Annotated in this window: 26 protein-coding genes; 20 read left to right on the forward strand and 6 right to left on the reverse strand. The window is 64.3% G+C overall.

Going from position 1 to position 25,221, the window contains the following annotated elements; translation table 11 throughout:
* The first annotated feature begins 268 nt into the window (after positions 1-268).
* The 16 genes from G6N43_RS02690 (at position 269) to G6N43_RS02765 (ending at position 14,213) form a co-directional block, all read left to right on the forward strand.
* Positions 269-1,075: an ABC transporter permease gene (locus tag G6N43_RS02690; RefSeq protein ID WP_407664933.1), complete on the forward strand. Its 807-nt coding sequence runs from the start codon at positions 269-271 to the stop codon at positions 1,073-1,075.
* On the forward strand, positions 1,075-1,947 hold the full coding sequence (locus G6N43_RS02695) for an MlaE family ABC transporter permease (protein ID WP_407664873.1): 873 nt from the start codon (positions 1,075-1,077) through the stop codon (positions 1,945-1,947). The genes G6N43_RS02690 and G6N43_RS02695 overlap by 1 nt, the downstream gene beginning before the upstream one ends.
* A gap of 11 nt (positions 1,948-1,958) precedes the next feature.
* A complete protein-coding gene (locus G6N43_RS02700) occupies positions 1,959-3,047 on the forward strand; it encodes an MlaD family protein (RefSeq protein WP_179967957.1) in 1,089 nt (362 codons plus the stop codon).
* A complete protein-coding gene (locus tag G6N43_RS02705) occupies positions 3,047-4,054 on the forward strand; it encodes an MlaD family protein (protein WP_083155818.1) in 1,008 nt (335 codons plus the stop codon). The genes G6N43_RS02700 and G6N43_RS02705 overlap by 1 nt, the downstream gene beginning before the upstream one ends.
* Before the next feature lie 17 nt (positions 4,055-4,071).
* A complete protein-coding gene (locus G6N43_RS02710; RefSeq protein WP_083155945.1) occupies positions 4,072-5,013 on the forward strand; it encodes an MlaD family protein in 942 nt (313 codons plus the stop codon).
* A 14-nt stretch (positions 5,014-5,027) separates the two neighbouring features.
* Positions 5,028-6,131 (forward strand): MlaD family protein, encoded by a 1,104-nt coding sequence (locus tag G6N43_RS02715; protein WP_234810208.1) that lies wholly within the window; start codon positions 5,028-5,030, stop codon positions 6,129-6,131.
* Complete coding sequence (locus tag G6N43_RS02720; protein ID WP_179967958.1) at positions 6,128-7,126, forward strand: MlaD family protein; 999 nt, start codon at positions 6,128-6,130, stop codon at positions 7,124-7,126. Before G6N43_RS02715 ends, G6N43_RS02720 begins: the two co-directional genes overlap by 4 nt.
* Complete coding sequence (locus G6N43_RS02725; RefSeq protein ID WP_083155820.1) at positions 7,123-8,079, forward strand: MlaD family protein; 957 nt, start codon at positions 7,123-7,125, stop codon at positions 8,077-8,079. Before G6N43_RS02720 ends, G6N43_RS02725 begins: the two co-directional genes overlap by 4 nt.
* A gap of 37 nt (positions 8,080-8,116) precedes the next feature.
* Positions 8,117-8,761, forward strand: a complete 645-nt coding sequence (locus tag G6N43_RS02730; protein WP_083155822.1) for a hypothetical protein — start codon at positions 8,117-8,119, stop codon at positions 8,759-8,761.
* Positions 8,762-8,823: 62 nt separating this feature from the next.
* A complete protein-coding gene (locus G6N43_RS02735) occupies positions 8,824-9,402 on the forward strand; it encodes a hypothetical protein (protein ID WP_083155948.1) in 579 nt (192 codons plus the stop codon).
* A complete protein-coding gene (locus G6N43_RS02740) occupies positions 9,389-9,886 on the forward strand; it encodes a hypothetical protein (RefSeq protein ID WP_234810209.1) in 498 nt (165 codons plus the stop codon). The genes G6N43_RS02735 and G6N43_RS02740 overlap by 14 nt, the downstream gene beginning before the upstream one ends.
* Positions 9,883-10,281 (forward strand): hypothetical protein, encoded by a 399-nt coding sequence (locus tag G6N43_RS02745; RefSeq protein ID WP_234810210.1) that lies wholly within the window; start codon positions 9,883-9,885, stop codon positions 10,279-10,281. The genes G6N43_RS02740 and G6N43_RS02745 overlap by 4 nt, the downstream gene beginning before the upstream one ends.
* 58 nt (positions 10,282-10,339) lie before the next feature.
* Positions 10,340-10,930 carry a hypothetical protein gene (locus G6N43_RS02750; RefSeq protein ID WP_234810211.1) on the forward strand — a complete coding sequence of 197 codons (591 nt, stop codon included), beginning with the start codon at positions 10,340-10,342 and terminating at the stop codon, positions 10,928-10,930.
* 175 nt (positions 10,931-11,105) lie between these two features.
* Positions 11,106-12,233 (forward strand): spirocyclase AveC family protein, encoded by a 1,128-nt coding sequence (locus tag G6N43_RS02755; protein ID WP_163657953.1) that lies wholly within the window; start codon positions 11,106-11,108, stop codon positions 12,231-12,233.
* On the forward strand, positions 12,223-12,834 hold the full coding sequence (locus G6N43_RS02760) for a TetR/AcrR family transcriptional regulator (RefSeq protein WP_163657955.1): 612 nt from the start codon (positions 12,223-12,225) through the stop codon (positions 12,832-12,834). Before G6N43_RS02755 ends, G6N43_RS02760 begins: the two co-directional genes overlap by 11 nt.
* Entirely contained in the window at positions 12,831-14,213 is a 1,383-nt protein-coding gene (locus tag G6N43_RS02765) for a protoporphyrinogen/coproporphyrinogen oxidase (RefSeq protein ID WP_163657957.1), read from the forward strand. The genes G6N43_RS02760 and G6N43_RS02765 overlap by 4 nt, the downstream gene beginning before the upstream one ends.
* 3 nt (positions 14,214-14,216) lie before the next feature.
* Here G6N43_RS02765 and G6N43_RS02770 read toward each other — a convergent pair whose 3' ends face one another.
* From G6N43_RS02770 to G6N43_RS02790, 5 genes are all read right to left on the reverse strand, one after another.
* Positions 14,217-15,179, reverse strand: a complete 963-nt coding sequence (locus tag G6N43_RS02770) for a DUF7064 domain-containing protein (RefSeq protein WP_083155830.1) — start codon at positions 15,177-15,179, stop codon at positions 14,217-14,219.
* Positions 15,180-16,283: a phosphotransferase family protein gene (locus G6N43_RS02775; RefSeq protein ID WP_083155832.1), complete on the reverse strand. Its 1,104-nt coding sequence runs from the start codon at positions 16,281-16,283 to the stop codon at positions 15,180-15,182.
* Between the two features lie 39 nt (positions 16,284-16,322).
* A complete protein-coding gene (locus G6N43_RS02780) occupies positions 16,323-17,405 on the reverse strand; it encodes a spirocyclase AveC family protein (RefSeq protein ID WP_083155834.1) in 1,083 nt (360 codons plus the stop codon).
* A gap of 4 nt (positions 17,406-17,409) precedes the next feature.
* Entirely contained in the window at positions 17,410-19,023 is a 1,614-nt protein-coding gene (locus G6N43_RS02785; RefSeq protein WP_083155836.1) for a phytoene desaturase family protein, read from the reverse strand.
* A 146-nt stretch (positions 19,024-19,169) separates the two neighbouring features.
* Positions 19,170-19,814 (reverse strand): TetR/AcrR family transcriptional regulator, encoded by a 645-nt coding sequence (locus G6N43_RS02790; RefSeq protein WP_234810212.1) that lies wholly within the window; start codon positions 19,812-19,814, stop codon positions 19,170-19,172.
* Positions 19,815-19,984: 170 nt separating this feature from the next.
* Here G6N43_RS02790 and G6N43_RS02795 point away from each other — a divergent pair, with 170 nt between their 5' ends.
* On the forward strand, positions 19,985-20,908 hold the full coding sequence (locus G6N43_RS02795; RefSeq protein WP_234810213.1) for a hypothetical protein: 924 nt from the start codon (positions 19,985-19,987) through the stop codon (positions 20,906-20,908).
* On the opposite strand, the gene G6N43_RS02800 is transcribed toward G6N43_RS02795, so the two are convergent.
* Positions 20,898-21,536 (reverse strand): TetR/AcrR family transcriptional regulator, encoded by a 639-nt coding sequence (locus tag G6N43_RS02800; RefSeq protein ID WP_083155841.1) that lies wholly within the window; start codon positions 21,534-21,536, stop codon positions 20,898-20,900. The two genes, G6N43_RS02795 and G6N43_RS02800, sit on opposite strands and share 11 nt — an antisense overlap.
* Before the next feature lie 132 nt (positions 21,537-21,668).
* Here G6N43_RS02800 and G6N43_RS02805 point away from each other — a divergent pair, with 132 nt between their 5' ends.
* From G6N43_RS02805 to G6N43_RS02815, 3 genes are all read left to right on the forward strand, one after another.
* Positions 21,669-22,715, forward strand: coding sequence for a DUF7064 domain-containing protein (locus G6N43_RS02805; protein ID WP_083155843.1), 1,047 nt, complete (start codon positions 21,669-21,671; stop codon positions 22,713-22,715).
* A gap of 88 nt (positions 22,716-22,803) precedes the next feature.
* The gene (locus G6N43_RS02810; protein ID WP_234810214.1) at positions 22,804-23,625 is read left to right on the forward strand and encodes a hypothetical protein; all 822 of its coding nucleotides are present in this window, start codon (positions 22,804-22,806) and stop codon (positions 23,623-23,625) included.
* A 122-nt stretch (positions 23,626-23,747) separates the two neighbouring features.
* Complete coding sequence (locus G6N43_RS02815) at positions 23,748-25,136, forward strand: oxygenase MpaB family protein (RefSeq protein WP_083155845.1); 1,389 nt, start codon at positions 23,748-23,750, stop codon at positions 25,134-25,136.
* Positions 25,137-25,221: the final 85 nt, after the last annotated feature.

Below are 25,221 nucleotides of genomic sequence, written 5' to 3' on the forward strand. Positions count from 1 at the left end.
TGGCATTGGTGACGGACCGACCTCAGGATGACCGTTGACCAGTCGCTCTGATCGCGACCAGCTAGAAGTCCAGCCGGCGTCGGCTGAGGCCGAACCGGATCATCCCCGCGACCAGGCACCCGTTAGCTATCCGAACGCCGAGGCGGTTCCAGCTAACACGGGTGGCGTCGCTGTCCTCGACCGCCCGAAGGTCAAGGCGGACACCGCACCCGACCGCAGTCAGCCGCCCGGCAGGCTTCAGGTCGCGACTGACGCGGTACGCACCGGCGTGCACAAGGCCGTGTCGAAAGTAACGTCCATACCGACGCAGAGCGCGGGCACGACGGGCCGTGGCGTGCTCCTGGCGGCGGCGGTGCTGCGGTACTCCGTCACCGACACCCTGACCCTGAAGTTGCCGTTCGGCGAGCTCATCATCCAGGCATGGACCTTGCTCAAGGTCACCGCCTTGCCCGCGGTCCTGATGGCGATCCCGTTCGGTGCCATGGTGGCGGTGCAACTGTCGGGCCTCGTCAACGAGGTCGGCGCCAATTCATTGGTCGGCTCCGCCACGGGCGTCGCGGTCCTTCGGCAGGGTGCACCGGTCACGGCCGGCCTGTTGATGGGAGGTGCCGCCGCGGCGGCCATCGCGTCTGACTTCGGTGCACGCGCGATACGGGAGGAACTCGACGCGCTGCGGACACTCGGAATCGATCCGGTGCGGCGACTGGTGGTGCCGCGGTTCCTGGCGCTGATGCTCATCACCCCGATCCTGGTCGTGATCGTCATCGCGATGGGGGTCGGAGCCGCGTTCCTCATCGCAACGCTCGTCAACGACGTGACGCCCGGTAGCTTCTGGCTCTCCTTCGGAGCGTTCGCCAAGATGGTCGACGTCTGGTTCACCCTTGCCAAGGGCTTCGTCTTCGCGGGCATCGTTGCAGTGATCTCGGCGCAGCGCGGGATGGAGGCCAAGGGCGGTCCACGCGGTGTCGCCGATGCGGTGAATGCGTCGGTGGTGTTGAACGTCCTGTTGATCGTGATCGTGAATCTGGCCATCACGCAGTTGCAGACGATGTTCTTTCCGATGGCGGTGGCGTGATGGCTGCGCCCGCCCAGCACACGACGTCCGCGCCGTCGAAGCCCATGCACCTGTTGCGCGCACCCATGCGGGCCGTGTCGCGGACCATGGAGACCGCGGGGCAATGGGTGACGTTCGTATTCCAGACGTTCTGGATGTTGCCCATCACCGTTCGGAAATACCGCCGCGAAACGATGCTGGTGATGAACAATCTCGCATGGGGGCGCGGATCGATCATCGTCGACGGCGGAGTGGTCAGCGTACTGGCGATCCTCGGTGTCACGGTCGGAGCGATCGTGGCGATCGAGGCATACGCAACGCTCCACCTCATCGGCCTCGGAGCCCTCGCCGGCGTGATCGGCGGGTGGGGCAACGTACGCGAAATGGCGCCCCTGGTGGCGGGTGTGGCCTTCGCATCCCAGGCCGGCTGCCGGATGACGGCCGAGATCGGGTCGATGCGCATCGCCGACGAGATCGACGCGGCCGAAGCCATGGGCCTGCGCTCCATTCCCTTCGTCGTCGGCACGCGCGTCGTTGGTGGGCTGATGTGCGTGATCCCCGGATTTCTTCTGACACTTGCGATCAGCTTCGTCACCTGCGACACCGTGATACGGATCTTCTACGGTGAGCCCGGCGGTACCTATGACCACTATTTCGTACAGTTCCTGACGCCGACCGACCTCGCCTACTCGCTGTTGAAGGCTGTCGTGTACTGCACCGCAGTCACCATCATCCACTGCTACTACGGGTTTTTCGCCTCGGGCGGCCCCGTCGGCGTCGGTGAGGCCTCCGGTCGCGCGATCCGGTCGAGCCTGGTGACGATCATGGTGCTGGATCTCGCGACGACCATCATGCTGTGGGGCCTGCGCCCGGAATTCGTGTTCAAGGGGTAAGGGTCGCGACGATGCTGTTTCGACTGTCGGCGGAGGCCGAAGCGCGGAGGCTGAAACTCATCGGCACCGCGCTCACGCTGTGTGTGACCGTTGCCGTGCTGCTGGCGGTGTTCAACCCCTTCGCCGGCCGATCGGTCGGACAGATCGATGTGGTGCTGGATCTGCCGTACGTCGGCCAAGGGGTGTCCATCGGTACACCCCTGCTGTTGCACGGGGTCGAGGTCGGAAAGGTCACGGCGGTGTCGAACATGCCGGGTGGCGCTGTCCGGCTGGACACCGAGTTGCAGTCGACACCTACCGCGGGGCTGACCGACGCGATGGTCGTGGATTTCCGTCCGGCCAACTACTTCGGCGTGACAGGGCTCAATCTCATTGCTGGACAAGGTGGTTCCCCCCTGCGCGACGGCATGCAGATCACGACGGTGCCCAAGGGGAACTTCACGCTGCAGACCCTGCTCGCCCGTCTCGGTGAGATCACTGGAGGAGTGGTGACGCCGCAGTTGATCAGCGTGATCAACAAGGCCACTCGATACACCGATGCGCTGAATCCGCTTCTGGAGACGATGGTGGTGACGGCGGAGGCGATCACCAAGGTGCAAACGGTGAGCACTGAGCAACTGTTGCGCAATGCAACCGGTATCAGCGTGGTGTTCCCCGGTTTCGTCGACGCCGCAACGGCGGCCGGCTACGGCTTCAACCAGCGCGGCGGATTCGTGACCTTCAACGTGTCGGGTGCGGCGGCGCTCCCCGGCGAGGGCGAGGTTCCGGTCCCCGGTCAGCCCCAATCGCAGGAGTTCTGGGAGACAAGGTCGCGGGCGACACTGGACCTCCTCGCGAACTCCTTCTTCGGTGCAGTGGGCAAGCTCTTGTCGTCACATCCGAGTGATCTGCTGCCCGCCGTGGACCTGGTGAAGACCATCAGCGACACCGTCCCTGGTCTGGTCGCGCCCGCCGGGATCGGAGACACGATGGTGGAACTGCGAACACGATTCGAAAAGCTTTACGCCGGTTCACCTGAACAGCGTGCACTGCAGGTGCACATCCTGCTCGACAACCTTCCCGGGGTACAGGCCCCTGTCAACGCGCTGGGAGGGCCGTGATGATCAAACCGTGGGGGGCGCTGTGGCGGTTTCTGCTGTGCGCCGCGGTCGCAGCGGTCATCTTCATCGTGATCGTCAACGTGTTACGCCAGCCGGTTGCCAGTGAAACCCGAACCTATACAGCGGATTTCACCGATGTATCTGGCCTACATGTCGACTCTGACGTACGCGTACGTGGTGTGCGCGTCGGCAAAGTCATGGCGGTCAATCTCGAACGCAAGGCGGGTCAGAGCATCGCCGTGGTCAAGTTGAGTCTCGACAGCACGTACTCGGTGGTGAATGGCACCCGGCTGGCCGTCAAGTATCAGGCGCTCACCGGGTTGCGTTACATCGACGTCGTCGATCCGTCCGAACAGCAATCGCCGCCCGACGTCGTCAGCCACGTGCCGCTTAGCCAGACCCAGCCGTCCTTCGACATCACAACACTCTTCAACGGGCTGCAGCCAGCGCTGGCCACGCTGAGTCCGGAGGACATCGACGTCTTCACCGAGAACGCGGCGAACTTCCTGTCCGGCGACGGCAGCGGTCTGGGGCCGATGCTGGACAGCATCCGGAAGCTCACCGAGTTCGTCTCCAACCGCCAGGAGGTGGTGGCGACGCTGATGCGCAATCTTTCGACTCTGGCAGAGACGTTCGGCGGACACTCGACGGATTTCGTCCAGATTCTGGACTGGCTCAACCGCCCGATCGACGCGTCGTTGACCGTGCTCGACGAGTTCCGCAAGTCGGAGCTGTACGGTCCCGGGTTCACCTCAGCCGCGGTTCGACTGCTGCAGAACATGGGGTTCAAACCAGGAGAAGCGGATATCGATGAGGGACTTGATCGCGCGATCACCGTCTTCGACGACTACAGCGACGCGTTCAAGCGCATCCCCGTGATGTGGGACAACGTGCAACCCGCGGCCGAACCCGGCACACCGCTGCCGTGTTCCCGAGGGCAGGCACGCTTGCCGGAATCGCTGGACATCTTGCTCAACGGTCAGCGGGTGGTCCTGTGCAATCCCTGAAGTTCCTTTCCAGCCAGATGTTCTGGGGTATCACCGCATTGCTGATGGTGGCGGTGGTGGGCGTCACCGCGGCCGCGGTATATGTCAGCCCCCCAGGGGAGCAGACGATGGTCTTCTACACCACCGACGCTGCCGCGATCCGGCCTGGCGACGATGTCCGGATCGCGGGGATCACCGTGGGAAGGGTCAAAGACCTCGCGATCGAGCCCGAACAGGTGAGGGTCCGCGCCACAGTCGACAAGAACGCGTTCGTCGGCGACCAGTCCCAGGTGCAGGTGCGCATGCTGACGATCGTCGGCGGCTACTACGTCAATCTTGTTTCGCTCGGCGATAAGCCGTTGGGGAACAAACCCATTCCGGCGGAACGGGTAGCCGAACCGTACAACCTGATGCAGGCCCTGACCGACGCGACGAAGGTCACCGACCGTGTCGATCCCAAGCCCATCAACGAATCGCTGAACCAGATTCAAACCGGCCTGACGGGAACGAACACCGAGACGCTGTCTGCGATCATCGACGCCGGCAACGCCCTGACGGGCACCATCGAACGACAGCGCGGACAGATCGCCGAGATCCTCAACATCTCCGACGAATACATCCGTGAACTCAGCCAGTTCACCGGAAAGCTCCAAGAACTCGTATCGAAGATCGCCATCCTCGAGCAGACGCTGGTGCTCTACGGCAAGGGCTTCGCGGGTGCGCTGAGCGGAATGGGCGACATCGGCGATGCGTTCCTGGAGCCCTTCGGGCGGTTCTGGGTGAACCATCGTGAGGAGTTCATCGAGAAAGTCCGGGAATGGCAGGACAGGTTCAGGCGGTGGGCGGACAACAACAGCAGGATCATTCCGAGATTGCGGCGTGTGCGGGACAAGATCGAGCGTGTCCTCGACGCACAGAATGCCCGGCCGGAGCTGCTCGCCACAGACCTCTGCATCCCGATGCCGGGAAGTCCGTGCTGATGGGGAGCACACCGATGCGTATCAGAAAGCGCGTGGCGACGACCGTCATGGTGGCCGCGACGGTGGTGGCTGCCGGAACCTCTTGCACTACTACTGACGGTTCGGCGCAAGCCGCGTACTGCGCGATGATGCCCGACACCATCGGGCTCTATGTCGGCAACCCGGTGACCCAGATGGGCTATCGGATCGGCGAGATCACCTCCTTGTCTGTCGGTTCGCAGAGTGTCCGCGTCGAATTCGCCATCACCGAAGAACGCACCCTGCCCGCTGACGTGAAGGCGGTGATCCGATCGCCATCGATCCTCGCCGACCGTTCCCTCGAACTGGTAGGCAATTTCACCGGCGGGCCTCAGTTGAAGGCCGGGGAGTGTGTGCCGCTGGACCGCTCGATGTCGCCGAAGACCCTGTCGGAGGTCATCGGTTCGGCGGACACGTTCCTCGACGCGATCAACCCCGAAGGGTCGACGAACATCGCAGACACTGTGCGCGGGATCGACCAGCTGGCTCAGGGCAACGGCGCCGAGGTGGGACAGCTCGTCAGCAGAACGTCGGCGTTGCTGGACAGTCCCGATCAGTCGATCAGCGACATCGGCTCGATCATTGCGAACCTCGCCGAGTTGACTACGGCTCTGAAGGACATGCGGGACCCGCTGAAGCAGATCCTGCTGGACGCCAGGACGACGACCGCGGATATCGCCACCGCCCTCGACGGTACGACCCGACTCTCCGGAAAGACCGAACTCGGAAACCTTGGCCCGCTCATCGAGGCTGTAGCTGTCGTGGAGACTCGGCTGGGCGAGGAAACACAGCTCACGCTGGACACACTGAGTGCCACTGTGCGCAAGGTCAGCCCACACGCCAACGCCTTTGCGGCGCTGTTGGATCCGGTGCCGTGGTGGATCAACTCCATCGCCAATCACTACAACGGCAAACAGTTCAACATGTTCAACATCGCCTACCGGCCGCCGATGTTTCGCGTGCGATCACATGACGGCCTCGCGCTATGCGGCTTCATGAACAGTTCGGTGCCCGGAAGCTGTGCCGATGTCAACGGCGTGCCGTACGCCGTCGATGTCGCGCTGCTCCAGTACGTCCTGATGCAGGCGAACCGGCCATGACGCGGCGGATATGGAAAGCGACAACGGGCGCGGCGCTCGCCGTGCTGCTGACGTCGTGTGCGTCCATCAGCGTCAACTCCCTGCCACAGCCGGGCGCGAAGGGCTCGAACGGATACGACGTCGTGATCGAGTTCGACAATGTGTTGAACCTCCCCGACCGGGCCAAGGTGGTGCTCGACGGGACGGTGGTCGGGGGCGTCGATCACATCGAGCTGGCGAGCGATCGCGTCGATGTGTACTCGCGCATCGACAACAACGTCTCGCTACCAGCGGACATCCGCGCCACTCTCCAGCAGTCCACGGTGCTCGGCGACACCTATGTGGCACTCGAGCGGCCAGCCCCCGGTGACACCGCCGCCGGACCGCTCGATGACGGTGGCCGAATTCCCGTGACGCAAACCACTTCACCCCCACAACTCGAGGACACCATCGCGAACTTGGCCAATTTCGTGGGTAGCGGCTCGATCCAGCGAATCCAGAACACTATCCTCGGAGTCAACAAGGTGACTCCCGCTCGCAATGAGGAATTGCGGGCGATGGTGGAACGGGTGTCCGGCGACTTGTCCGAGCTGTCGAACAACCTCGAGACGGTCGATCTGTGGCTTGATGGCGTCGCGAGGACGACCGATGTCATGTACCGGCACCAGTCTGTTTACGAGTACTGGTTCTCGCCTGCGGGCATGACCGGTTTCGACCGGGGCACCCAGGCGGCGAATTACATCGGCACCGTGCTGCCCTCGATCGGCAGCATCTACAGCGGTGGCTTCTGGTTGGTCCCGATGCTCAATTCGCTCGCCGACGCGATGGGGGCGGTCCAGCAGACCAAGTGGAACGTCGAATCCGAGGTGCCCGCCTGGCGCCGACTGTTCCTCGAGGATTTCCTTCCTGCGGACAAGAACCCGGCGATCAACATCACCTCGATCAAGACGCCCGACGGCCGTGAGCTGATCGGAAATGTGCAGGACGTCTTGCGGATCCTGGGGGCGACGCCATGAGAACAGTGAAGAACGTCCTGTCGTTCGGCGCCTTCGCGGTGATCGTCGTGATCACCCTCAGCTACATCGCCTCCTTCGGAGTCCATGCGGCTGCGCCCGACAACCGACTCGAACTCTCTATGGATGTTCCAGACGCCAAGGGTCTCGTCGCCGGCTCGAGCGTCCTGCTGCGTGGTGTCCCGGTCGGCAAAGTGACCACAGTGCAGGCGTCGGTCAACGCGGCCACCGTCGACTTCTACGTCGACGGAAACCACCGAATCCCTATCGATAGCGAAGTCCGCCTGGACAATCTGTCGGCGCTCGGTGAGGCCTACATCGGTCTGATGCCCCGCACCGACGGCGGCCCGGTTCTGAAGGACGGCCAGCACATCTCGACGGAGGAGATCGTGGTGCCGCCGTCCATCTCGGAGCTGTCCACCAGCGTGGTGCGGGTCCTCAACCAACTGGACCCCGGCCAGCTCGCACGTACGGTCAACGAGGCTGATGCGGCGCTGCCCGATCCAGACGCGGTGCTGCCGAATCTCACCCGCGCCAGTCAGCTCCTGCGGAACATGACCGTGAGCATGGACGGCAGGGGGCAGGAAGTCCTCGCCAACTTCCAGACGCTCCTGCAGAACGCGGACTGGGTGGGGCCGACGCTGGCCGAAATCGAACCGCACGTTCGAGCGGCAGGAGACGGTGTGGCAGGAACATTCAGGGGAATGATGAACACGGTCGCCTGGAACACGCCCGTGAACATGGATCTGTTCGGGAAGTTTCTCGAACGCATTCAGGCGTTTCTAGACAGCCGAGGTCCCGATGTGAAGGTCCTGACCCAGGCGCTCACTCCCCAATTTCGCGGAATCGCAGGCGCGTTGATGAATTTCGACACCGGACGCATGCTGTCCAACGCGCTGTCAGGCATACCGGAGGAAGGGGCGATCACCCTCCGTGTCACCATCCCCGACCGCTGAATCAGACCACGAACCCCCCGAAAACCCAGGAGAACCAATGTCGATCACCGATACCGAGAAACTTGAAGACACCGCACCGCCGGCAGATGAACGTGCGGGGACCGAGACCGCGACCAAACCCGAACGGGACCCTGAGCATGCCGACCGACCGACAAAGCAGACACGCCAGATTGCGATTTCCCTGCGGGGGTTGGTCTTTGGGGCGATCACCATCGCGTTGGCGGTCGCCGTCGCCGTCCTGGCGTGGTTGTACATCGGTGCACAGGACAAGTTGAATACCGAGGCCCGCGCGGCCGAAGATCGCAGCCATGCCGAGTCGGTGGCCCTGGACTATGCGGTCAACGCCGCACAGATGGACTACCAGGATTTCGCTGCGTGGAAGACCAAGTTGGTCAACGGGACGTCGCCGGAGCTGAATGAGAAGCTGAGCACCGCCGCTGATTCGATGCAGGAGATTCTCGCTCCGCTGCAATGGAAGTCGAGTGCCCGTCCGCTGGCGGCGAAGGTGCGTTCGGACAACGGTGGAATCTATGTGGTCGACGCCTTCGTCAGCGTCTTGACCAAGACGATGCAGGCACCCGACGGGCTGCAGTCCACCGCCACCTACAGCGTGACTCTGGACAGCAAGAACAATTGGCAGATCACGGATGTCGGCGGTATCGACGCCGCACTCGGAAAGTAGCGGTGGAGTTGGATACCGGGACTGTGCGGTCAAACGTCGGCAGGCGTGCCCGACGCGCCGTGGTGGCAGCGGTAGCAACCGTCGGCGTGCTTGCGGGAACGCCGCTACCTGCCGCCGGCGCCCAACCGCTTCCCGATCATGACGGGCTGCCGCAACCACTTCCGGTCGTGGTGCCGTCGTCCAGCGGCTGGGAGCCCAAGTTCCCGTTTCCCTACGACCAGTTTCGGAACTCCGTCACCGACCGGGATATCACGGCCGAACGCGAGATGTGCGAGTGGTTCAATGCACAGTTCTTCGAACTCAAGGATCAGATCGAGGCGCTGAACAACGCCATCATCCGGCACAACGGCAATTTCGATGCGCCCGAGGTACAGCAGCGATTCAACGTCGTCACAGCCAACATCGATCAGTCGTTGGCGTTCCTGGCCCCGCGGGCCCAGGCGTTGACTCAGGCGTACGACTCCGCGGGAGACATGTACTTCCCCATCTATCAGGGCGACAGCTTCTACGGGCTGTGGCAGCAGTTGTCGAACGTCAGCAACGGGCTGAAAGCGCGCCAGCCGACATGGTTCACCGGTCCGTCGTTCCTGCACACCCAACGTTGGGGTAACAAGATCAGTAGGTCCGATGTCTGCCGTTGAACGGTGCCCGCGGAGTAGTGGTCGCGGACGGGCGGCGACGGTTTCCACAATCGCCGCGACGTTCGCCGTTGCGGGCTGGTCGTGTGCACCGACCGCCGTGGCGGATCCGCACCAGGCGCTTGCCGAGGTGATCAACTCCGCACGCACAGCTGCGCCCTGCGGCGCACTGAATTACAACCCCAAGGCCGAACTGGCCGCGGATATCGTCAACCGCTCGACGCGCGACTATTTGAACCACACCGCGGAGAACGTCCCCGCCGACAAGCCGGAGCCGACGGCGATCGCCAAGGATGTGGGGATCACCGGTACCAAGGTGATCTCCCTACAGGGAGCCGGAAAGGTCGAGGGCGACGCGATCCGGGGTGTGCTCATCGAGGGATACAAAGCCCTGCCGGACTGTGCCTACACCGACTACGGCGTCAGCATGCTCAACGATCCGGAATCGGGCTACAGCCTGGCGGTCGTTGTGATGGTCGGCCCATGAGCACCGCTTCGATCCGCCGTGCGGCAGCGTGGGTTGCGAGTGTCATCACGCTGTGCGCCTATGGTGTTGGCGCCTCTCCGGTCGCCTGGGCCGACGACGTGGTCACCTACGAGGTGGTATCCGATCGGATCGCCGTCGCCAATATCGAGTGGCAGGACGTCGCCGGCCGACGATTCGCGCCCGCCGTCACGCTGCCCTGGCGCGCCGACGTCAATGTCCGCGCGCCGTTGGGACCGCCGCCGGACGGTAGCCAAGTGCGAGCCGACTGGCGCCAGAACGCCTACCCCACCAAATGGGTCACGGTCAGGATCTTCTACCGGGGCAAGCTGATCTGTCAGAACACGCTCGACATCGGCAACGCCGCCTGCTACGGCGTGACCCACCGCATCACGTGACCGCCCGGCGTCATCAAACCCGTCCACGAAGTCGACAGTCATGCGGAGGTGCTGACCAATGAAGCCAACGCGGCGGTGCGGGTTGATCCGGCGCCACGGCCATCGGGTGCTCGCCTTCGCGGCCGCGCTGGCGGCGGCGATCGCAACGGCAACACCAGCGGCTGCTGACCCCGAACAGGTTGTCCCACAGCCAGATCCGTGGCCGGACATCCGATACTACGACCACCCGGATGTCAGCCCGTTCGTCCTTCCTGGCGGAGTCTGGTTCAAGGCCCCGACCGGGCAGACCTGTGGAATCTGGGCTCTGGGAAGCTTCGGTTGCGCAGGCGTCATTCCCGGCGCACCCCAGGGGACCAGTCACATCGGTTGGATCGACGGTGACCGCGCAGTGCACTACGACTGGTCGATGAGCGTCCGCTTTCCCCCGATCCAAGCGCAGCAGCCGCTCCCGCCACGCAGTTCCCTCACCCACCAGGGCACGACCTGCGCGGTGACGCCCGACAGCTTCACCTACTGTGAGCGCGGCGCCCTACGATTCCTCATCGAACCCACCCGAACCTGGCTGTCACCGCCGTGGATAGATCTGAGTTGGCAGGTGCTAGGGCCGGCATCGTGCAGTCCGCCAGGCGGGGGAGCCTGCTACCGCTGACGGCCACTGCGGCGCGAATCGAGTTGTAGGCCAAGGCAAACAGGTCTCTGGCTGCGGCCCCAGGCGAAGGATCGTTCGGAAAGCAGCAACTCAACGCATCGGTTCTCTGGAACGCTGTACACGGTTTGTTCCACGTGTTACATTCCACGAGGCTAGTCGGGCGAGGGAGATTCCAGTGCGTGACACGACTGTTTCGGCGGACACCGATTGGGCCGCGGGCCCTGTTGAGGCGCCTGCCAGGCTGTCGGGAAAGGTCTGGCTGTGGGCGACGTTCGGCGCGCTCCTGGTGATCCTTGCGTTGAGTTGTTGGGCCCGGTGGTTGCTGTCACCGCAGGCCACACCCGTCGATCCGGGTCCCGATCCGTACGCCTACGGATGGGTCATCCGGGTGACCGAAGTGATCAGCCTGTCGGTGTTCGTGTTCCTGCTCTGGTACACGCTGCTGCGCCCTGCGTACCGGGACCGCGCCATCACGTTGGACGGAAAGCTGTTCCTCGGTGGGCTTTTCGCGTCCGTGCTTGACGTCCTGTGTCAGATGTTCAACCCCACGTGGGCGATGAACGCCCACTCACTCAACCTCGGCACCTGGGCCGCACAGTTCCCCGGGTTCGCCGCCCCGCAGGGTGACCGTTGGGCGTGGAGCCTCGCGTGGTGCATGCCCGCCTACATCTGGCTCGGCGTTGGTGCGGCCATCGTCGGCTGCACCTACCTCGACCTGCTGCGCAGAAAGTTCCCGCGCCTCGCTTCTGTCGCGCTTTACATCGTGGTGTTGGTGACCTTCATGGTGGTCTTCGGGTGCATAGCCACCGTGTGGAACAGGACCGGGGTCTACACGTACGTGTCCTCACCGAGTGCGTTGACTCTGTGGTCCGACACCACCCATCGCCTTCCGCTGACCGAGCTCTTGTTCATTTCGTCGTACTGCTTGATGTTCACCTGGTTGCGCGACTCCCGTGACGCCAATGGGCGGTGTGCGGTGGACCGCGACGTGGACACATTGCGGGCCGCCCCTTGGCTCAAGTCGGTGCTGTCCACGCTGGCGGTGTGTGGTTGGGCAGGTTTCACCACCCTGGTGGCCTACCAGATACCCAACGATTGGATGTCCATGACGGGGGGACGCGACAGCATCCCGGAGCTGCCGTCGTATCAGCAGGGCAGCCTGTACTGCGGGCAACCAGGAAAACCGTTGTGCGCCAACCAGTATCTCGATCAGCTGCAGGAGGAATACAGCGGCGCCCGGTCGACGCCGGAACCCGAACCACCAACCACCGGTGGGGGGTTAAATGTTGACCATGCTGCCTGAAATTGACGATCCAGTCCTGCTCGAGCGGGTTGTCGCCGCTGCACGCCGCTGCTTCGCCCGCTTCGGGGTCGACCGGACGACGATGCAGGACATCGCCAAGGAGGCGGGCATCGGACGAACGGGCGTCTACCGCCTGGGTCTGACCAGGCCGGAGATCACCGAGGCTGCGATCGTGAGCAGGCTGCGCGAACTGGGCGAAACCATCCGCCCCATCGCCGACCGTGACGCACCGTTCGCCGAACTGCTGTTGGACACGTCGATCGCGACGGTCGACGCCGCGCGTTCTGACCCCGAGCTGCATCACCTGCTCGACACCACGGCGACGGTGTCCTTGCACCGACTGATCACCGGTCACGAATCGGCGATGCACACCATCGTCTTGGACGTGCTCGCACCGATGCTCGCCCGCGGCCGTGCTGAGGGGGAGATCCGCCCCGAAGTCTCCGACGATCGCGTCGTCGAGTGGCTGCGCGGCGTGTACCTCATGTTGATTCTGCGTGAGGACCTCGATGCGGATGCTGAGCGTGCGCTGGTGACGGATTTCGTCCTGCCATCCCTGATGGCCCATGGGAAACCACCTCGAAAGGGAACACGAAAGTGACCACGAACCTCTCCGACCACGGCCCCGTATTCATCGTCGGTGCGGGACCCTCCGGCCTGACCGCGGCCTATCGCCTTCGCCAGCAGGGTATTTCGTCGGTCATTCTGGAGAAGCGGGATCGCACGGGCGGGATGATCCACACCCACCGCGAGCAGGGGTACCTGATGGAGGAGGGCGCCACCATCCTGCCGAGCGCCTACGAGCCCGTCGTCAAGCTGGCGCACGAGATCGGCAGCGGCCCAGACCTGATCCCGGCTGGCTCGATAATTGGCTTCGCGCGTGACGGCGTCATCCATAACCTGCGCTCAGATCACCTGTTCCTCGACGTGCTCAAGACACCGCTGGTTTCGATGAAGTCCAAGGCGTTGATGGCGCGGTTCGGCATCGACGCCACCCGGGCGAGCAAGCTGCTCAATTACGAGGACCTCTCGCGCGCCTCGGCTTTCGACACCATGACGCCGCGGGAGTACTGCTCGCTGCACCTCGGACTTTCCGGCGAGGTGTATGACTACGTCATCAACTCCACGGTCCGCGGCGTCCTCGGGGTGCGCGGAGACGCGATCTCCAATCTCGAACTGTTTTTCATGCTCTACAACATCCTGGGCAGCAAGCTTTACGCGTTCCGCGAGGGTTACTCCACCTACATCGACCGGCTGTCCGCGGGGTTGGACATCCGGCTGGGCGCGACGGTGCAGGAGATCACCGAGACCGCCGACGGGGTCACCGTCATCTGGACGGACGCGGACGGCGTCACCCACACCGATTCCGGTGCCGGAGCGGTCATCTCGGCGCGCGGCGACACCATCCCGGACCTGGTGCCCGGTCACTTCGACGCGGTGTCGGAGGGGTTCCTGCGGAGCCTGCGGTACACGAAGTGCGTCGTGATGAACACCGGCGTCACCCGTAAACCCAAGGGAATCGTCGCGTCGGTCATCAACATCCCCGAACCGGTCGACCCCGACATCATGGGCTTCACCTGTGAGCACAACAAAGCACCGGGCCGCGCGCCCGAAGGCCATGGCCTACTCGACATCCTGACCATGACCGAGTTCGCCGAGCGGATCATCGACGAGGACGACGACACCATCCGGGCGAAGATACTCAGCCGGATGGAGAAGGTGATCCCCGGTCTCACCGACACCGTCGACTACACCCGGATCGCCCGGTGGAACGAGGTCATCGTCTACAGCCGGCCCGGGCTTTACAAAGAACTCGGGCAGTTCCAGGCGCGGCAAGCGGCCATCACCTCTCGGATCCGGCTGGCAGGCGTCTTCAGGTCATCGTCGAACATGTGCACCGCCACAGTCGCGGGCGAGAACGCCGCGTCCGATCTCATTGCGCAGCTGAAGGGTTCGCCACGAAGGCTGGCCTCGGTCTAGATCTCAGGTCCGGCGGGTCAGCCCGTCGGTGGTGATGGCCCGCACGGCGGCGGTGATGGGGCCGCTGCCGAGCCGCGGGTTGGTGGACACCGCGAGGTCGCAAAACCCGGGCTTTCCATCGATCTCGATCTCGCAGATGGCATCGACATCGCCGACGTTGTGGTGCTCGAACACCATGGCGTCATACGGCGCGCACTGGAGCACAAATGGTTCCGCACCGGGGAATGTCCACGTCGCCACAGCACCGCGGTAGCTGGTGCCGTCCACTTCCATGTGCACCACGATGTCCACATCGTCGGCGTAGGTGATCTCACCGTCGCGCACGACGTAGCCCAGCTGGCGGATGCTGCCGTCGACGGCGTGCCAGGCGATCGAGCCGAACGACAGTTCGGGACCGACGGTGCCGGGGATCCAGCGGTGATTGAGCAGCGTGTCCCAGCGCCGAAGACCCCAGGAACGGTCCCGGTGGCACAGGCCGTCGACCTCGAAAGTGCGACCGTCGAGCTCGATCGTGCCGGTGATCGCGCCGGAACATTCGAAGTGCGAGCTGGCGAACTCGTCCACCAGCGAACCGGAACTCTTGGGGAAGAAGTCGGTACGCGGATAGAAGTCTTCGACGGTCAGCTCGGCGCGACAGTGCTCGTCCTCGACGCGGTAATGCAGCCGTTCACCGTCGTGGGTGATCCGGTACCGCCCGTCGAGCGCCCCGAACCCGTCGGGCAGCAGGTCGGCTTCGCCCAGCCGGTTGCTGGTGTTGCGGCGGAACCGGGCTCCGTCATGGGTGACCAGACCGAACCACAGTGCGGAAATGCCACCCGCGTGGTTGGGTTCGTGCCCGATGCGGAAGACGCCCCCGATGCCGGCGTCGCGGTCATTGAAGACCAGGAATGCGCTGTCCTGCCACCATTCGTCCCTTTCAGGGCGCTGGCGCAGTTCGGCTTCCGGTCCGTGCTGAACGACGTCCATTCAGCGGTTCCCCGCGAAGCTCTGCGTCTCACCCTCGGGCGCGGGCAGACCGAGCAGCCGCGCCAGGGTCTGGCTGGCCGGGTTGGAGAGCCGCATCGGCGCACCGGGCGGAAGGAACCCGGCCTGGATCATCAGGTTGCCGGCCCGATGCATCAGGATGGACAGCCGGGTCGCGGCGAACACCTCGTAAAACGCCACCACGTCCGGGTCCACCTCGACTCCGGTCAGTTCGGTGTACCGATCGAGAGTCTCTGTCGCGGTGAGGAACCCGGGCAGCGCAGGCGCACCGATGCCCTCGGTGTAGTAGCGCTGCAGGAACAACCACCAGCCGAGGTCGAGCTCGCGCGGACCCACCGACAGCATTTCCCAGTCCAGCACCGCGGCCGCGCGCAGGTCGTCGTCGAAGATCACGTTCCCGATCCGCGCGTCACCCCAGGTGAGCACCGCCGACTCCGCGCCGGCCGGTCGATTCTCACGGACCCACTCCAGCGCCTTCTCGACCGTGGGGTTCGCCTCACCCTCGGCCGCCCACGCAAATGCCTTCTCCCACAGTGCCAGTTGCCCGTCGAATCCCGCCTCGGGATGGGTGCGCAGCGCACTCAGGCCGACCGCGTCGATGTTGACGGCGTGGATCGCCGCCACCTGAGACAGTGCGCTGTCGTACAGTGTGGCCTGCTGCTCGGGTGCCAGGTCGAGGACCCAGCCTTCGACGGTGTGCGGCGGATCGTCGGACGGCACGCGGCCGTCGACACGTTCCATCACGATGAACGGTGCGCCCAGCGGGCCGGAGTCCTTCTCGCTGAACAGCATCCGGGGGACGGGCACCGTGCTGTGCTCACCGAGCGCGCGCATCACGTCGAACTCCAGCTGCAGGTCGTAGCGCGGGAACACCGCCGGGCCCGCCGGCTGGACCCGGGCCACCAGTGCATGGGCGGTACCGTCCCAGTTCGCGTCGAACAGCACGGTCTCCCCGGACATTCCGTTGGAATGGGGAATCGTGACGTCGGTGACCTCAACAGCGGTGCCGGGGGACAGGTGCCGGGTGACGGCCTCGGCGAGTGCAACGGCCGCCTGCTGCGGATCGGTCTGGTTCTGCAGTGCCATGGTGGTCCTTCGGTAGTAGGGATTGTTCGGGTTGCTGGGTTACAACCGGGATGGCAACAAGTAGGACGGAAGTAGGCCGGTGACATCGGAATCGACCGATACCGACAGCCAGCTCCAGGGCAGAAAGTAGGTGACGGCGGCCCAGAAGGCGCAGAAGCCGACGAGGGCCAGCTGGCGGACCAGGAACCGGGCTCGGGGACGGACACGGTGAATACCCCGCTCCACGAAGGAAAGACCGCCGGGATCGTCGTAAGCCGACATGCGCAGCAAGGTGAAGCCGGTGGCGTAGGCGGTGACGAACAGGCTCTCGTAGACCGGGAACTGATACTGGCTGCCCGCGAACAGGGTGAAGGCTCCGATCGTCCGCGGGTAGGCGTAGATCTCGGTCAGGATGAACAGATACTCGACGCACACGTCCACCAGGAACGTCAGCCCCGCGGCAATCCCGAAGGCTTTGACATTGGAGATCGCCGGATACCGTTGGCGCAGTATCAGAATCACTCCGCACTCGATCATGGCGAACCCCAGTCCCAGGTATACGTACTGCGGAACGAACCACACAAATCCCTCGGCGTAGTGCGGCGCGTTCGACAGCGGGAACAGATGTCCCCACGACCCCCAGTTGATCGCGTGGGAGTTCCAGGCGAACGTCCAATGGAAGTAGTTGATCAGTGGGTCGATCGGCGCAGCCAGTGTCGCGGCGATGAAAAGCATGCCGTCAAGGCCGATCCGACGATTCTGCAACCACGGCCGCACGAGGCAGATCCACGCCATCGCGACCATGATGGCGACACTGATCCCCTCGATGACCCGCATCGCGACCAGACGCCAGGTGTCGAATTCATCGGGGCCGGGAATGGTTGCGGGACCGAATGATCCATCAGTACTGGTCATCCAGCGGATGAACACCTGGCCGATGAACACCACCCAGAGCACGCCGAGACTCGCCCACACGGTGACCGCACCGGTACGGCCGGGATCCGCCGTCGCGGCGCCACCGCCCGGGAGGAACTGTGGGCGCGACGCTCCGACGAAAGACTTCGCGACGGCGGAGACGACGCCGGCGTCATGCCAGGCGCGATCCGGGCCGATCGTGTCCGTCACATCGGAGGCCGGGCGCATGGTGCTACTTCTCCTGGTCCCGCATCGCGGTCTGCGCGGCGAGCTTGCCCGGTAGTGCACACACCCCGCCGACCGGATGTGTTCCGGCGCCGCTGAGGTACAGGCCGTCGATCGGCATCTTGTACGCGCCCAGCCCCGGTGCCGGCTTCAGTGGTCCGAACCGGGTGATCAGCGGGTCGACGTGATAGACGTTGCCCGCCGGGGCGTTGAAGCGCTCTTCGATGTCGGGACCGCCGAGCACCGCGCGGTCGATCTCCAGGCTGTCGAGTCCCTCGTAGTACTGGGCGCAGTCGCGCAGCACCGCGTCGCCGACCTTGTCGCGGACATCGTCCCACGGCACGTTGGGGGTCACGGGTATAACCCCGGACCACAAGTAGAACGTGCTGCCGCCTTCGGGCGCCTGGGAGGGGTCGACAGCGGAGGGAATCATTGAGCAGCTCACCGGAACTGGGTCCGGCCACTCGCCACGAACCACCGCGTTCCATGCGGCGTCCTGCTCCTCGAGGGTGTGCCATGCAGCGAGGTGGCGACGCAGGTCGAGGTCATTGCCGCGCCACTTCTCGTGCCGCTTCATCGAGACGTGTCCGTCGAGGGCGACGTTGATCTTCAACGAGGTGGCATGTGTCTTGCGCAGCGGAATGTCCTTGGCGCGCACTGCCAGTTTGCGCTCCAGTGCCCCCTCGGGCAGCAACTCGTTGAGGGTGATGACCGGGTTGCAGGTGCTGATCACGCCCTTGCGCGGGGTGATGAGCTGGTCGTTGTCCAGACGCACACCGGTGACCCTGTTACCGGACACGACGAGCTCCTGCACCCGACTATTGGTGTGCACGGTGCCCCCGTGGGCGATCAGGTAGCGGTGCATGGCGGCGGGGAGCGAACCGGTTCCGCCAACCGGCATCAGGTTGGGTGTCTTCTGCACGACGCCGAGGTAGATCATCGCCCACGCGGTCATGTCGAGCCGCATCTGCGAGAACGCCGCCATCGCGGCCAGCGCGCCCTTGGGCAGTTCCGATTCGAACGTCTCTTCCAGGAACTCGGTGTGCGACGCGGTCGCGAAGTGGCGCAGTGACCACAGTCGCTTCGGGTGACGGGCGGCGTTGGCGACCGCGGCGGCCATCTCCTTGGTCCACGGTCGCAACGGGTGAGTCTTCATGTACGCCACGACGATCCGCATCGCCGGATCCAGGGCGTTGGCCAGGTCGAGCCAGGCGCGGGCATCCTTGGGGGAGAAGCGCCGTAGTTCGTCGGCGGTCTTGCTGGCGTCCTTCCAGATGGCCAGCGAGCTGCCGTCGGGAGCGAGCTGAACGTGCGCCGGGTCCACCGAGATCATCCGCAGGCCGTACTTGTGCAGCTCCAGCTCGTCGGCGATGCCGCAGAGACCGAAGATCCCCGTCGCCTGGATGGCGCCCTCGTTGAACAAATGGTTCGGCGCTTTCTCGATGATCGCGTTGGTGGTCGTCATGCCGCCGATCTGTGGGGAGGCCTCGACGACGGTCACCCGGTGTCCGGCCTTCGACAGATAGCAGCCGGCGGTCAACCCGTTGTGACCTGCGCCGATGATGACGTAGTCGGTCTCACGCGGCACCGTGCGTCCGGGCAGGGATGTGGTGGAGGTCATACGGGCGATCGTCCATTAATTTGAGTTAAAAATCAATACCGATTGGTGAATCGAGTTTGAACAGATTGGCCAGGCGGTCACCGTGCTGCGGATTCAAAACGCGGCCGTCACCGAATCAGCCCGTGGTACAGCCGGTTTGAGTACTGCTACGGAGCTTCGTCGATGTCTGGTAGTTCGAGCCAGGCGATCTTGTGGGCGGAGGCGGGGTCGAGCCCGAACCCGCGCAGCATCATCTCAGCGCCCCGGGATTCCGTCTCCGGCCCCGGCGCAACAACGCCGGACAGAATGGCGCGGATGGCGGCCAGCGCGGCGGCGGCGATCGACACCAGCGCCAGTTCGATGTCATCGATCGCGAATTGACCACTGCTGCAACCGTGCTCGAGAGTCTCGCGGGCCCACGGCCGGACCGCATCCTCGAAGGCGGCATCAGCTCGGTTGAGTTCGACCACCACGCGCGCCAGTTCGGGTTCCGACGTGGCGAAGCGGAGGAACCGACGATAGGCCTCTGCCGCCGCCCTGGCCGCATCGGTGGCCGCGACGGCGGTTGCGCCGATGGAGCTGGCGAGTCCGGTCAGCGTGTCCGCGACGACGGCCTCCACCAGTGCTTCCTTGGATTCGAAGTATGTGTAGAACGTGCCGAATCCCAGGTCAGCGCGGTCGGTCACGTCGCCGATACGTAAACCGCCAACCCCGGTTTCGGCGATGATCTGTCGCGCCGCTTGAAGCAGGTTCTCACGAGCGCGGGCCTTTCGCCGTTCACGTCGGCCGACGCCCACTGGTTCCGCGGTCACGCGTCCATGGTTGCACGTCGAGGATGCGCCCCGTCGCCGGCCGCCGTCAGAGTGAATCAACTTTCATTCTTGATAACCGGATCAATGGCCGCTACTGTGGCCCCCGTCACCTGCTCTTAGTGCGACCCGGCCACGTCGTCCGGGCGCTGGAACGAATTGAGGATTCCTGGATGACACCTCAGCTGTCGGCCTACGAGTTGCTGCTCGCGGCCCCGCCGGTCCCCGCTCATCCGACCACGCAGGTGCCGTTCATGGCCGAGATGCTGTTCACCGTCTTCCTGGGCATTCCGGTTGTGGTCGGCGTGTTCTTCGCCATCAAGCACCTGGTCACCGGTCGTGGCCCGCTTCTCGCGTTCTGCCTCATCGGGGGTGGGATTGCGTGCCTCTTCGAACCGATCGTCGACACCCTTGGGCTCTGCTACATCCGGGAGGGCGCGACGCTGACCACGTTCTCCTCGATGGGCCGCGACTTTCCGCTGTACATCAACTTCGTTTACATCTGGTACGTCGGCGGATTGGCATATCTGGCCTACCGGGTCTACACCACCGGGGTGACGAGGAAAGGCCTCTTCCAGCTCTACCTGATCGACGTCTTCATCAACATCTTCTTGGAGAGCCCCGGCGTGCTGTTGGGGGCCTACGAGTATTACGGTCCACAGCCGCTCAACTTCTGGGGACTGCCGCTGTGGTGGGTCTGCGTGAACCCGATCATGCCGATGACGGCAGGCGCCTTGATCTACAAGTTCGCACCGCATCTGCCGGGCTGGCGGTTGGCGCTCGTCATCGCGTTCATTCCGATGGCCGACGGTATCGCCAACGGTGCCACTGCTTGGCCCGTGTGGACCGCGCTCAACCGTAATGCCCCGTTGTTCGTGACCCATCTCGCCTGGTTGGTCACGCTGGGGCTCGCCCTGACCGCCGTCTGGATCCTGTCGTTCGCGGTCGCTCGGCCCGACGACGAGGTGTTCATCAAGTCCAAAGTCGGCCTACTCAAAGCGGCGATTTTCGGTGTCGCCGACGACGGGCAGGCTCCTGGCGACCGCGTCAATGGCGTTGTGACGCAGGGCGATAGCGTGGTCGAGGTCAATCGTTGAGTTTCTCGGCCACCTGGGTGACGAGGGCGAGTGCCTCGTCCGGACGGATGCCGAGGGAGCACAGCACATGACGGGCGAAGGCCGCTTCTGGATTCGGGCCGTGGCGGCCGTCGAGGATCTCGCGGATCAGCGCGAATGCTCCGCCGATCACCGCGGTCAACAGAACCTCGACGTTGGCCACGACGAATCGTCCGGACACCACGCCGCGTTCCACTGCCATTCTGGCCGGCGGATGCACCGCGTCACTGAACAGCGCCTCCGAATGCGCGATGTTCACGATCAACCGGGCGAGGTCGGGTTCGCGACGGGCCAGGCCCACCACCCGAAGGGTCGCCATCGCCACCGTCTCGGCCGGGTCGGCGTCGTCGTCGAGGCCCGTTACGGTCTCGACGGCCAGATCGGACAGCGTCTCACTGATGACCGCTTGCACGAGAACGTCTTTGGAGGCGAAGTAGTTGTAGAAGGAACCGAGAGCGACATCGGCGCGCTCGGTCACGTCCTGCACACGCAGTCCGACGACGCCCTTGGCGGCGATCAGGTCCCGGCCGGCATCGAGCAACCGTCGACGGGTGCGCTGCTGCTGACGCTGGGTGCGGGTCAGGCCGGCCGCAGACTTCTCGGGGTCCATGGGCGCATTCTCTCGGATGAACAGATATTCAGCATTGATACTACGTTCACGCGCCGTTACGGTGTGAAAACGCCCGTGTCGGCTGTACCGCTGGGCGGGCGCGCACAAATTCAGTGAAAGAGGTTGTGCAACATGACTGTTCATACTCATCCGGGCGCCACGGATCTGCTGCTTCCGCTGCCGCAGGCCGGTGAGTCCTGGGATCCGCACACGATCCATACCCACTACTTCGGATTCTCGGTGCCGGAGGCCGCCATCGGTGCCTTCATCTATGTGCGGTACATGCCGGCGTTCCCACTCACCCAGGGCGGGGTGTGCATATTCCAGGGCACCGACAATGTCGAACACGCTGACATGGCCTACCTCGACTACGAGATGACCATGCCCTGGCCCACCGTGGACGGCGGGACGATTGCCACCGCGAACGGACTGACCATCGACTTCACCGAACCAGGCAAGACCGCGGCACTGCGTTACCGCGCCGGTGACGGACGGATGTCGTTCGATCTGATCGCGGACGCGGTGACTCCGCTATTGGCCCGCGGTCACGTGATGCCGGGGGAGGAGAATCATCACGACGGCAGCAGCCAGCCGGGCGGTTCCGAGCAGTTCATGCACATGACCGGTGAGCTCGTGCTGGATGGTGAGACGTACGCCGTCGACTGTTATGCGCCTCGCGACCGGTCGTGGCGGCAGGTGCGCGTGGAAAAGCGTGGAGCCGTGCCGGTTCCGCCGGTGGGCTGGTCGCCGATGTACTTCGGCCCGGACCTGATCTTCAACCAGATCAGCTTCGAGCCGTTGGACACCGATCCGGCCTGGCGGGGCCTGTACAACGTCGGCGACCGCCCTTCTCATCACTTCGCATGGGTCCAGCGCGGCGAGGAGACTCGGGCCATTACATCGGTGCGCCGCAACGTGCTCGAGTACCACCCGCGACTGCACATGGCGCTGCAGCAGGAGATCACCGCTGTCGACGATGTCGGCGAAGAATACTTCTTCCGCGGGGAAGCCATTGCGGCCGCGTCGATTCCAGCGTGGCCCAACTGCTCGTTCCGCGACAGCGTCTATCGATGGCAGGACCCGCAGGGCCGGATCACGCATTCGACCTACCAGGAGATCTGGTTCGACGAATATCAGCACGCGATGCTGCGCAGGGCCACCCAGCCTGCCCACGTATAGCCGGTCGAGAAGTTCGGATTGCGTACCCGTGGGATTCCGTTGCCGCGGACCCCTAATAATCTAATACAGAATAGATTAGGGTAGGCGTATGGCGTGGATGGCTCCCGTGGTCACGGACGGAATCGACGCCCCGGTCAGCGAGGTCGGGCAGTGGATCGCCACGACCCTCACCTGGGGGCTGGCGGCGATCGTCGCGGTGTGGGTACTCAATCTGTGTCGCCGGGAGCGAACCGTTTGGCCGCTGTGCGTCGCAATCGGCGGAACACTCACCTGCCTGATGGAGCCGCTGTTCGACCATCTCTACGGACTCTGGTTCCTAGAAGAGGGGCAGTGGAACCTCTACACCACTTTCGGTAGCGCACAACCGGTTTGGGTGCCGGGGGCCTACCTGGCGTTCTACGGCGGCGCGACGGTGTTCATCGCTCGATACCTAGAGCGCCGTCCGAGCATGAACTCCGTCTGGAAGATGTACGCCTTCATTGTCGTGATGGCCATCGTCGCCGAGATGACGTACGTCAGCGTCCTGGGCGTCTACACCTACCAGGACAGCCAGCCCTTCGTGGTGTTCGGCTATCCGATCTTCCTCGGCTTCACCAACGCGATGTCCGCCCTCGTCAGCGGGATCCTGGTCTACCGGCTGGTGCCCCTGCTCGACGGGATCGGCTACCTTTCGCTGATCCCACTCATCCCGATGGCGTTCGCGGCCGGTCTGTTCGGGACGGGAATCCTGTACCTGTCGGTGCGGCACGGCATCGAGGATCCGCCGATGCTGCTCGTGCACCTCGCTGCACTCACCGTGGTGGGTGGTATCGCGAGCACCGTCGCGCTGCTGGGCAGGCTGTTGGTCGCCCCGCAGGGTGCCCAAGCCGCCGATGGGCGGGTTCTGGAGTCCGGTCACTCTGTCGGCTAGCGCAGCACATCGCCGCTGGTCACCTGCTCTGTAGAGCCCATCCGTTCGGGAACCGCTATTCACATGAGCGACGGTCCAGGCTAACGTCAATATCAGTGCCCTCTATCGGATGGGATTGCTGCATGACTGTGACCGGTGAGCGTCCGGCTATCGTCCGTGAGAACGTCGACTTCAACCGGCGGAATCACCCCGACCGACCGCTGCGGCCCATTCCACCGGGCCGTGACAACTTCGCCGCACAGTGGCGTCAGATGCGCGAGTTCATGTTCGGCGAATGGATCGACATCGACAAAGAGGTCGAGCCCAACGAGATGACCCGCCTGCGCGACGACTACTTCTGGCAGGGCGACGAGTACATGGTCGGTGTGGTCGATGCGTTCGAGCGCATCGGTCACGAAAAGGGCCGGGCAATGTTCGAACAAGCCCTGACGCAGGGCATCGACACGGTCGACGACCCCCCGCAGGAACTGGTCGACCTCTTCGAACATCTTGATCAGCTGCCGAGCCAGTTCGATCTCGTCGCCGCCGAGCGGGGCCGGATGCTGGCGATGTCGAGCACTGCAGCGGCGACCACGATCATCCGCGGATGGGCGGTATACGAGACCGCGATGACAGGCGACATCTCCGCGTCGACAGGGGCCACCGGGCGTTTCGCCGACGACGGCCCGCGCCGCTTCATCGAAACCGCCCGCGTGTTCGCGCAATTCACGTTGCCCGACATCTTCGATCGCCACTCGGAGGCGTTCCAGGACGTCGTGCGGGTGCGGTTGATGCACGGACTGGCCAGCCGTGGATTACGGCGCAAATGGGGCGACGACGTCTATCTCAAGTTCGGAGAACCCATTCCGGTGACGTCGCTGCTGGGGTTCGGCAGCGGCATGTTGCTCGGTCGTCTCGTGGACCACGCGTTCGGACGCAAGCTCACCGCACAGCAGCTCGAGGATCTCGCCGAGTACTCCTCGTTCGCGGGCCGGTTGTGGGGTGCACCCGAGCGGCTGTACTCCCCGACGGGATTGGACCTGATCAAATCGTTGAACTACGTGCTCGCCCGCGGCGGTAACCCGTCTCCGTGGCGGGCGGAACTCATCGACGCCATCGCCGGGCCGGAACACCTGCAGACCCTCACCGACACGTTGCCTGATTGGCTCAAGAAGGTGATTGCCAAGTACGCCAACCAGATCACGGCGAGCATCGCGTTCGCGCCGGCCGGTGTGGTCTTCGGATACGAGCAGATCGAGGCGATGCTGAAGGACACGATGTTCGAACCGCTCGGGTACAACATCGCGCGCCGCGTACGCGTGTTCGAGGCCCTCACCAGACTCAACGTGGGTGTCGCGATGCTGGCCGACCGCGTGCCCTGGTCCAATCCGATCCGCGAGCACCGAAAGAGGACCGGGGCGGCCGCCCGTGAGCGGATTGCCATGCTGAGCAAGATCGCCGCAGGACTACAGATCCCGCTGACCTACACCCACCACGACCAGTCGACACACGGCGAGGGCTTCACCGGCTAGCAGAAGCCAGGAATTCCCTGGCCGCCATGGACGCGGTCGCACGGAAGCGGCGGGGCGCCGTTGCATCTCGGCAAGACGTTCGCCC

Origin of the sequence: Mycolicibacterium moriokaense (genome assembly GCF_010726085.1) — a bacterium.
Taxonomy (GTDB): Bacteria; Actinomycetota; Actinomycetes; order Mycobacteriales; family Mycobacteriaceae; genus Mycobacterium; species Mycobacterium moriokaense.

Excerpts from the sequence above, each read along its gene's own strand:
- G6N43_RS02695 (WP_407664873.1), top strand. The coding sequence starts at position 1,075 with ATGGCTGCGCCCGCCCAGCACACGACGTCCGCGCCGTCGAAGCCCATG.
- G6N43_RS02700 (WP_179967957.1), top strand. The coding sequence starts at position 1,959 with ATGCTGTTTCGACTGTCGGCGGAGGCCGAAGCGCGGAGGCTGAAACTC.
- G6N43_RS02705 (WP_083155818.1), top strand. The coding sequence starts at position 3,047 with ATGATCAAACCGTGGGGGGCGCTGTGGCGGTTTCTGCTGTGCGCCGCG.
- G6N43_RS02710 (WP_083155945.1), top strand. The coding sequence starts at position 4,072 with ATGTTCTGGGGTATCACCGCATTGCTGATGGTGGCGGTGGTGGGCGTC.
- G6N43_RS02715 (WP_234810208.1), top strand. The coding sequence starts at position 5,028 with ATGCGTATCAGAAAGCGCGTGGCGACGACCGTCATGGTGGCCGCGACG.
- G6N43_RS02720 (WP_179967958.1), top strand. The coding sequence starts at position 6,128 with ATGACGCGGCGGATATGGAAAGCGACAACGGGCGCGGCGCTCGCCGTG.
- G6N43_RS02725 (WP_083155820.1), top strand. The coding sequence starts at position 7,123 with ATGAGAACAGTGAAGAACGTCCTGTCGTTCGGCGCCTTCGCGGTGATC.
- G6N43_RS02730 (WP_083155822.1), top strand. The coding sequence starts at position 8,117 with ATGTCGATCACCGATACCGAGAAACTTGAAGACACCGCACCGCCGGCA.
- G6N43_RS02740 (WP_234810209.1), top strand. The coding sequence starts at position 9,389 with ATGTCTGCCGTTGAACGGTGCCCGCGGAGTAGTGGTCGCGGACGGGCG.
- G6N43_RS02745 (WP_234810210.1), top strand. The coding sequence starts at position 9,883 with ATGAGCACCGCTTCGATCCGCCGTGCGGCAGCGTGGGTTGCGAGTGTC.
- G6N43_RS02750 (WP_234810211.1), top strand. The coding sequence starts at position 10,340 with ATGAAGCCAACGCGGCGGTGCGGGTTGATCCGGCGCCACGGCCATCGG.
- G6N43_RS02760 (WP_163657955.1), top strand. The coding sequence starts at position 12,223 with ATGCTGCCTGAAATTGACGATCCAGTCCTGCTCGAGCGGGTTGTCGCC.
- G6N43_RS02770 (WP_083155830.1), bottom strand. The coding sequence starts at position 15,179 with ATGGACGTCGTTCAGCACGGACCGGAAGCCGAACTGCGCCAGCGCCCT.
- G6N43_RS02775 (WP_083155832.1), bottom strand. The coding sequence starts at position 16,283 with ATGGCACTGCAGAACCAGACCGATCCGCAGCAGGCGGCCGTTGCACTC.
- G6N43_RS02780 (WP_083155834.1), bottom strand. The coding sequence starts at position 17,405 with ATGCGCCCGGCCTCCGATGTGACGGACACGATCGGCCCGGATCGCGCC.
- G6N43_RS02785 (WP_083155836.1), bottom strand. The coding sequence starts at position 19,023 with ATGACCTCCACCACATCCCTGCCCGGACGCACGGTGCCGCGTGAGACC.
- G6N43_RS02795 (WP_234810213.1), top strand. The coding sequence starts at position 19,985 with ATGACACCTCAGCTGTCGGCCTACGAGTTGCTGCTCGCGGCCCCGCCG.
- G6N43_RS02800 (WP_083155841.1), bottom strand. The coding sequence starts at position 21,536 with ATGGACCCCGAGAAGTCTGCGGCCGGCCTGACCCGCACCCAGCGTCAG.
- G6N43_RS02805 (WP_083155843.1), top strand. The coding sequence starts at position 21,669 with ATGACTGTTCATACTCATCCGGGCGCCACGGATCTGCTGCTTCCGCTG.
- G6N43_RS02810 (WP_234810214.1), top strand. The coding sequence starts at position 22,804 with ATGGCGTGGATGGCTCCCGTGGTCACGGACGGAATCGACGCCCCGGTC.
- G6N43_RS02815 (WP_083155845.1), top strand. The coding sequence starts at position 23,748 with ATGACTGTGACCGGTGAGCGTCCGGCTATCGTCCGTGAGAACGTCGAC.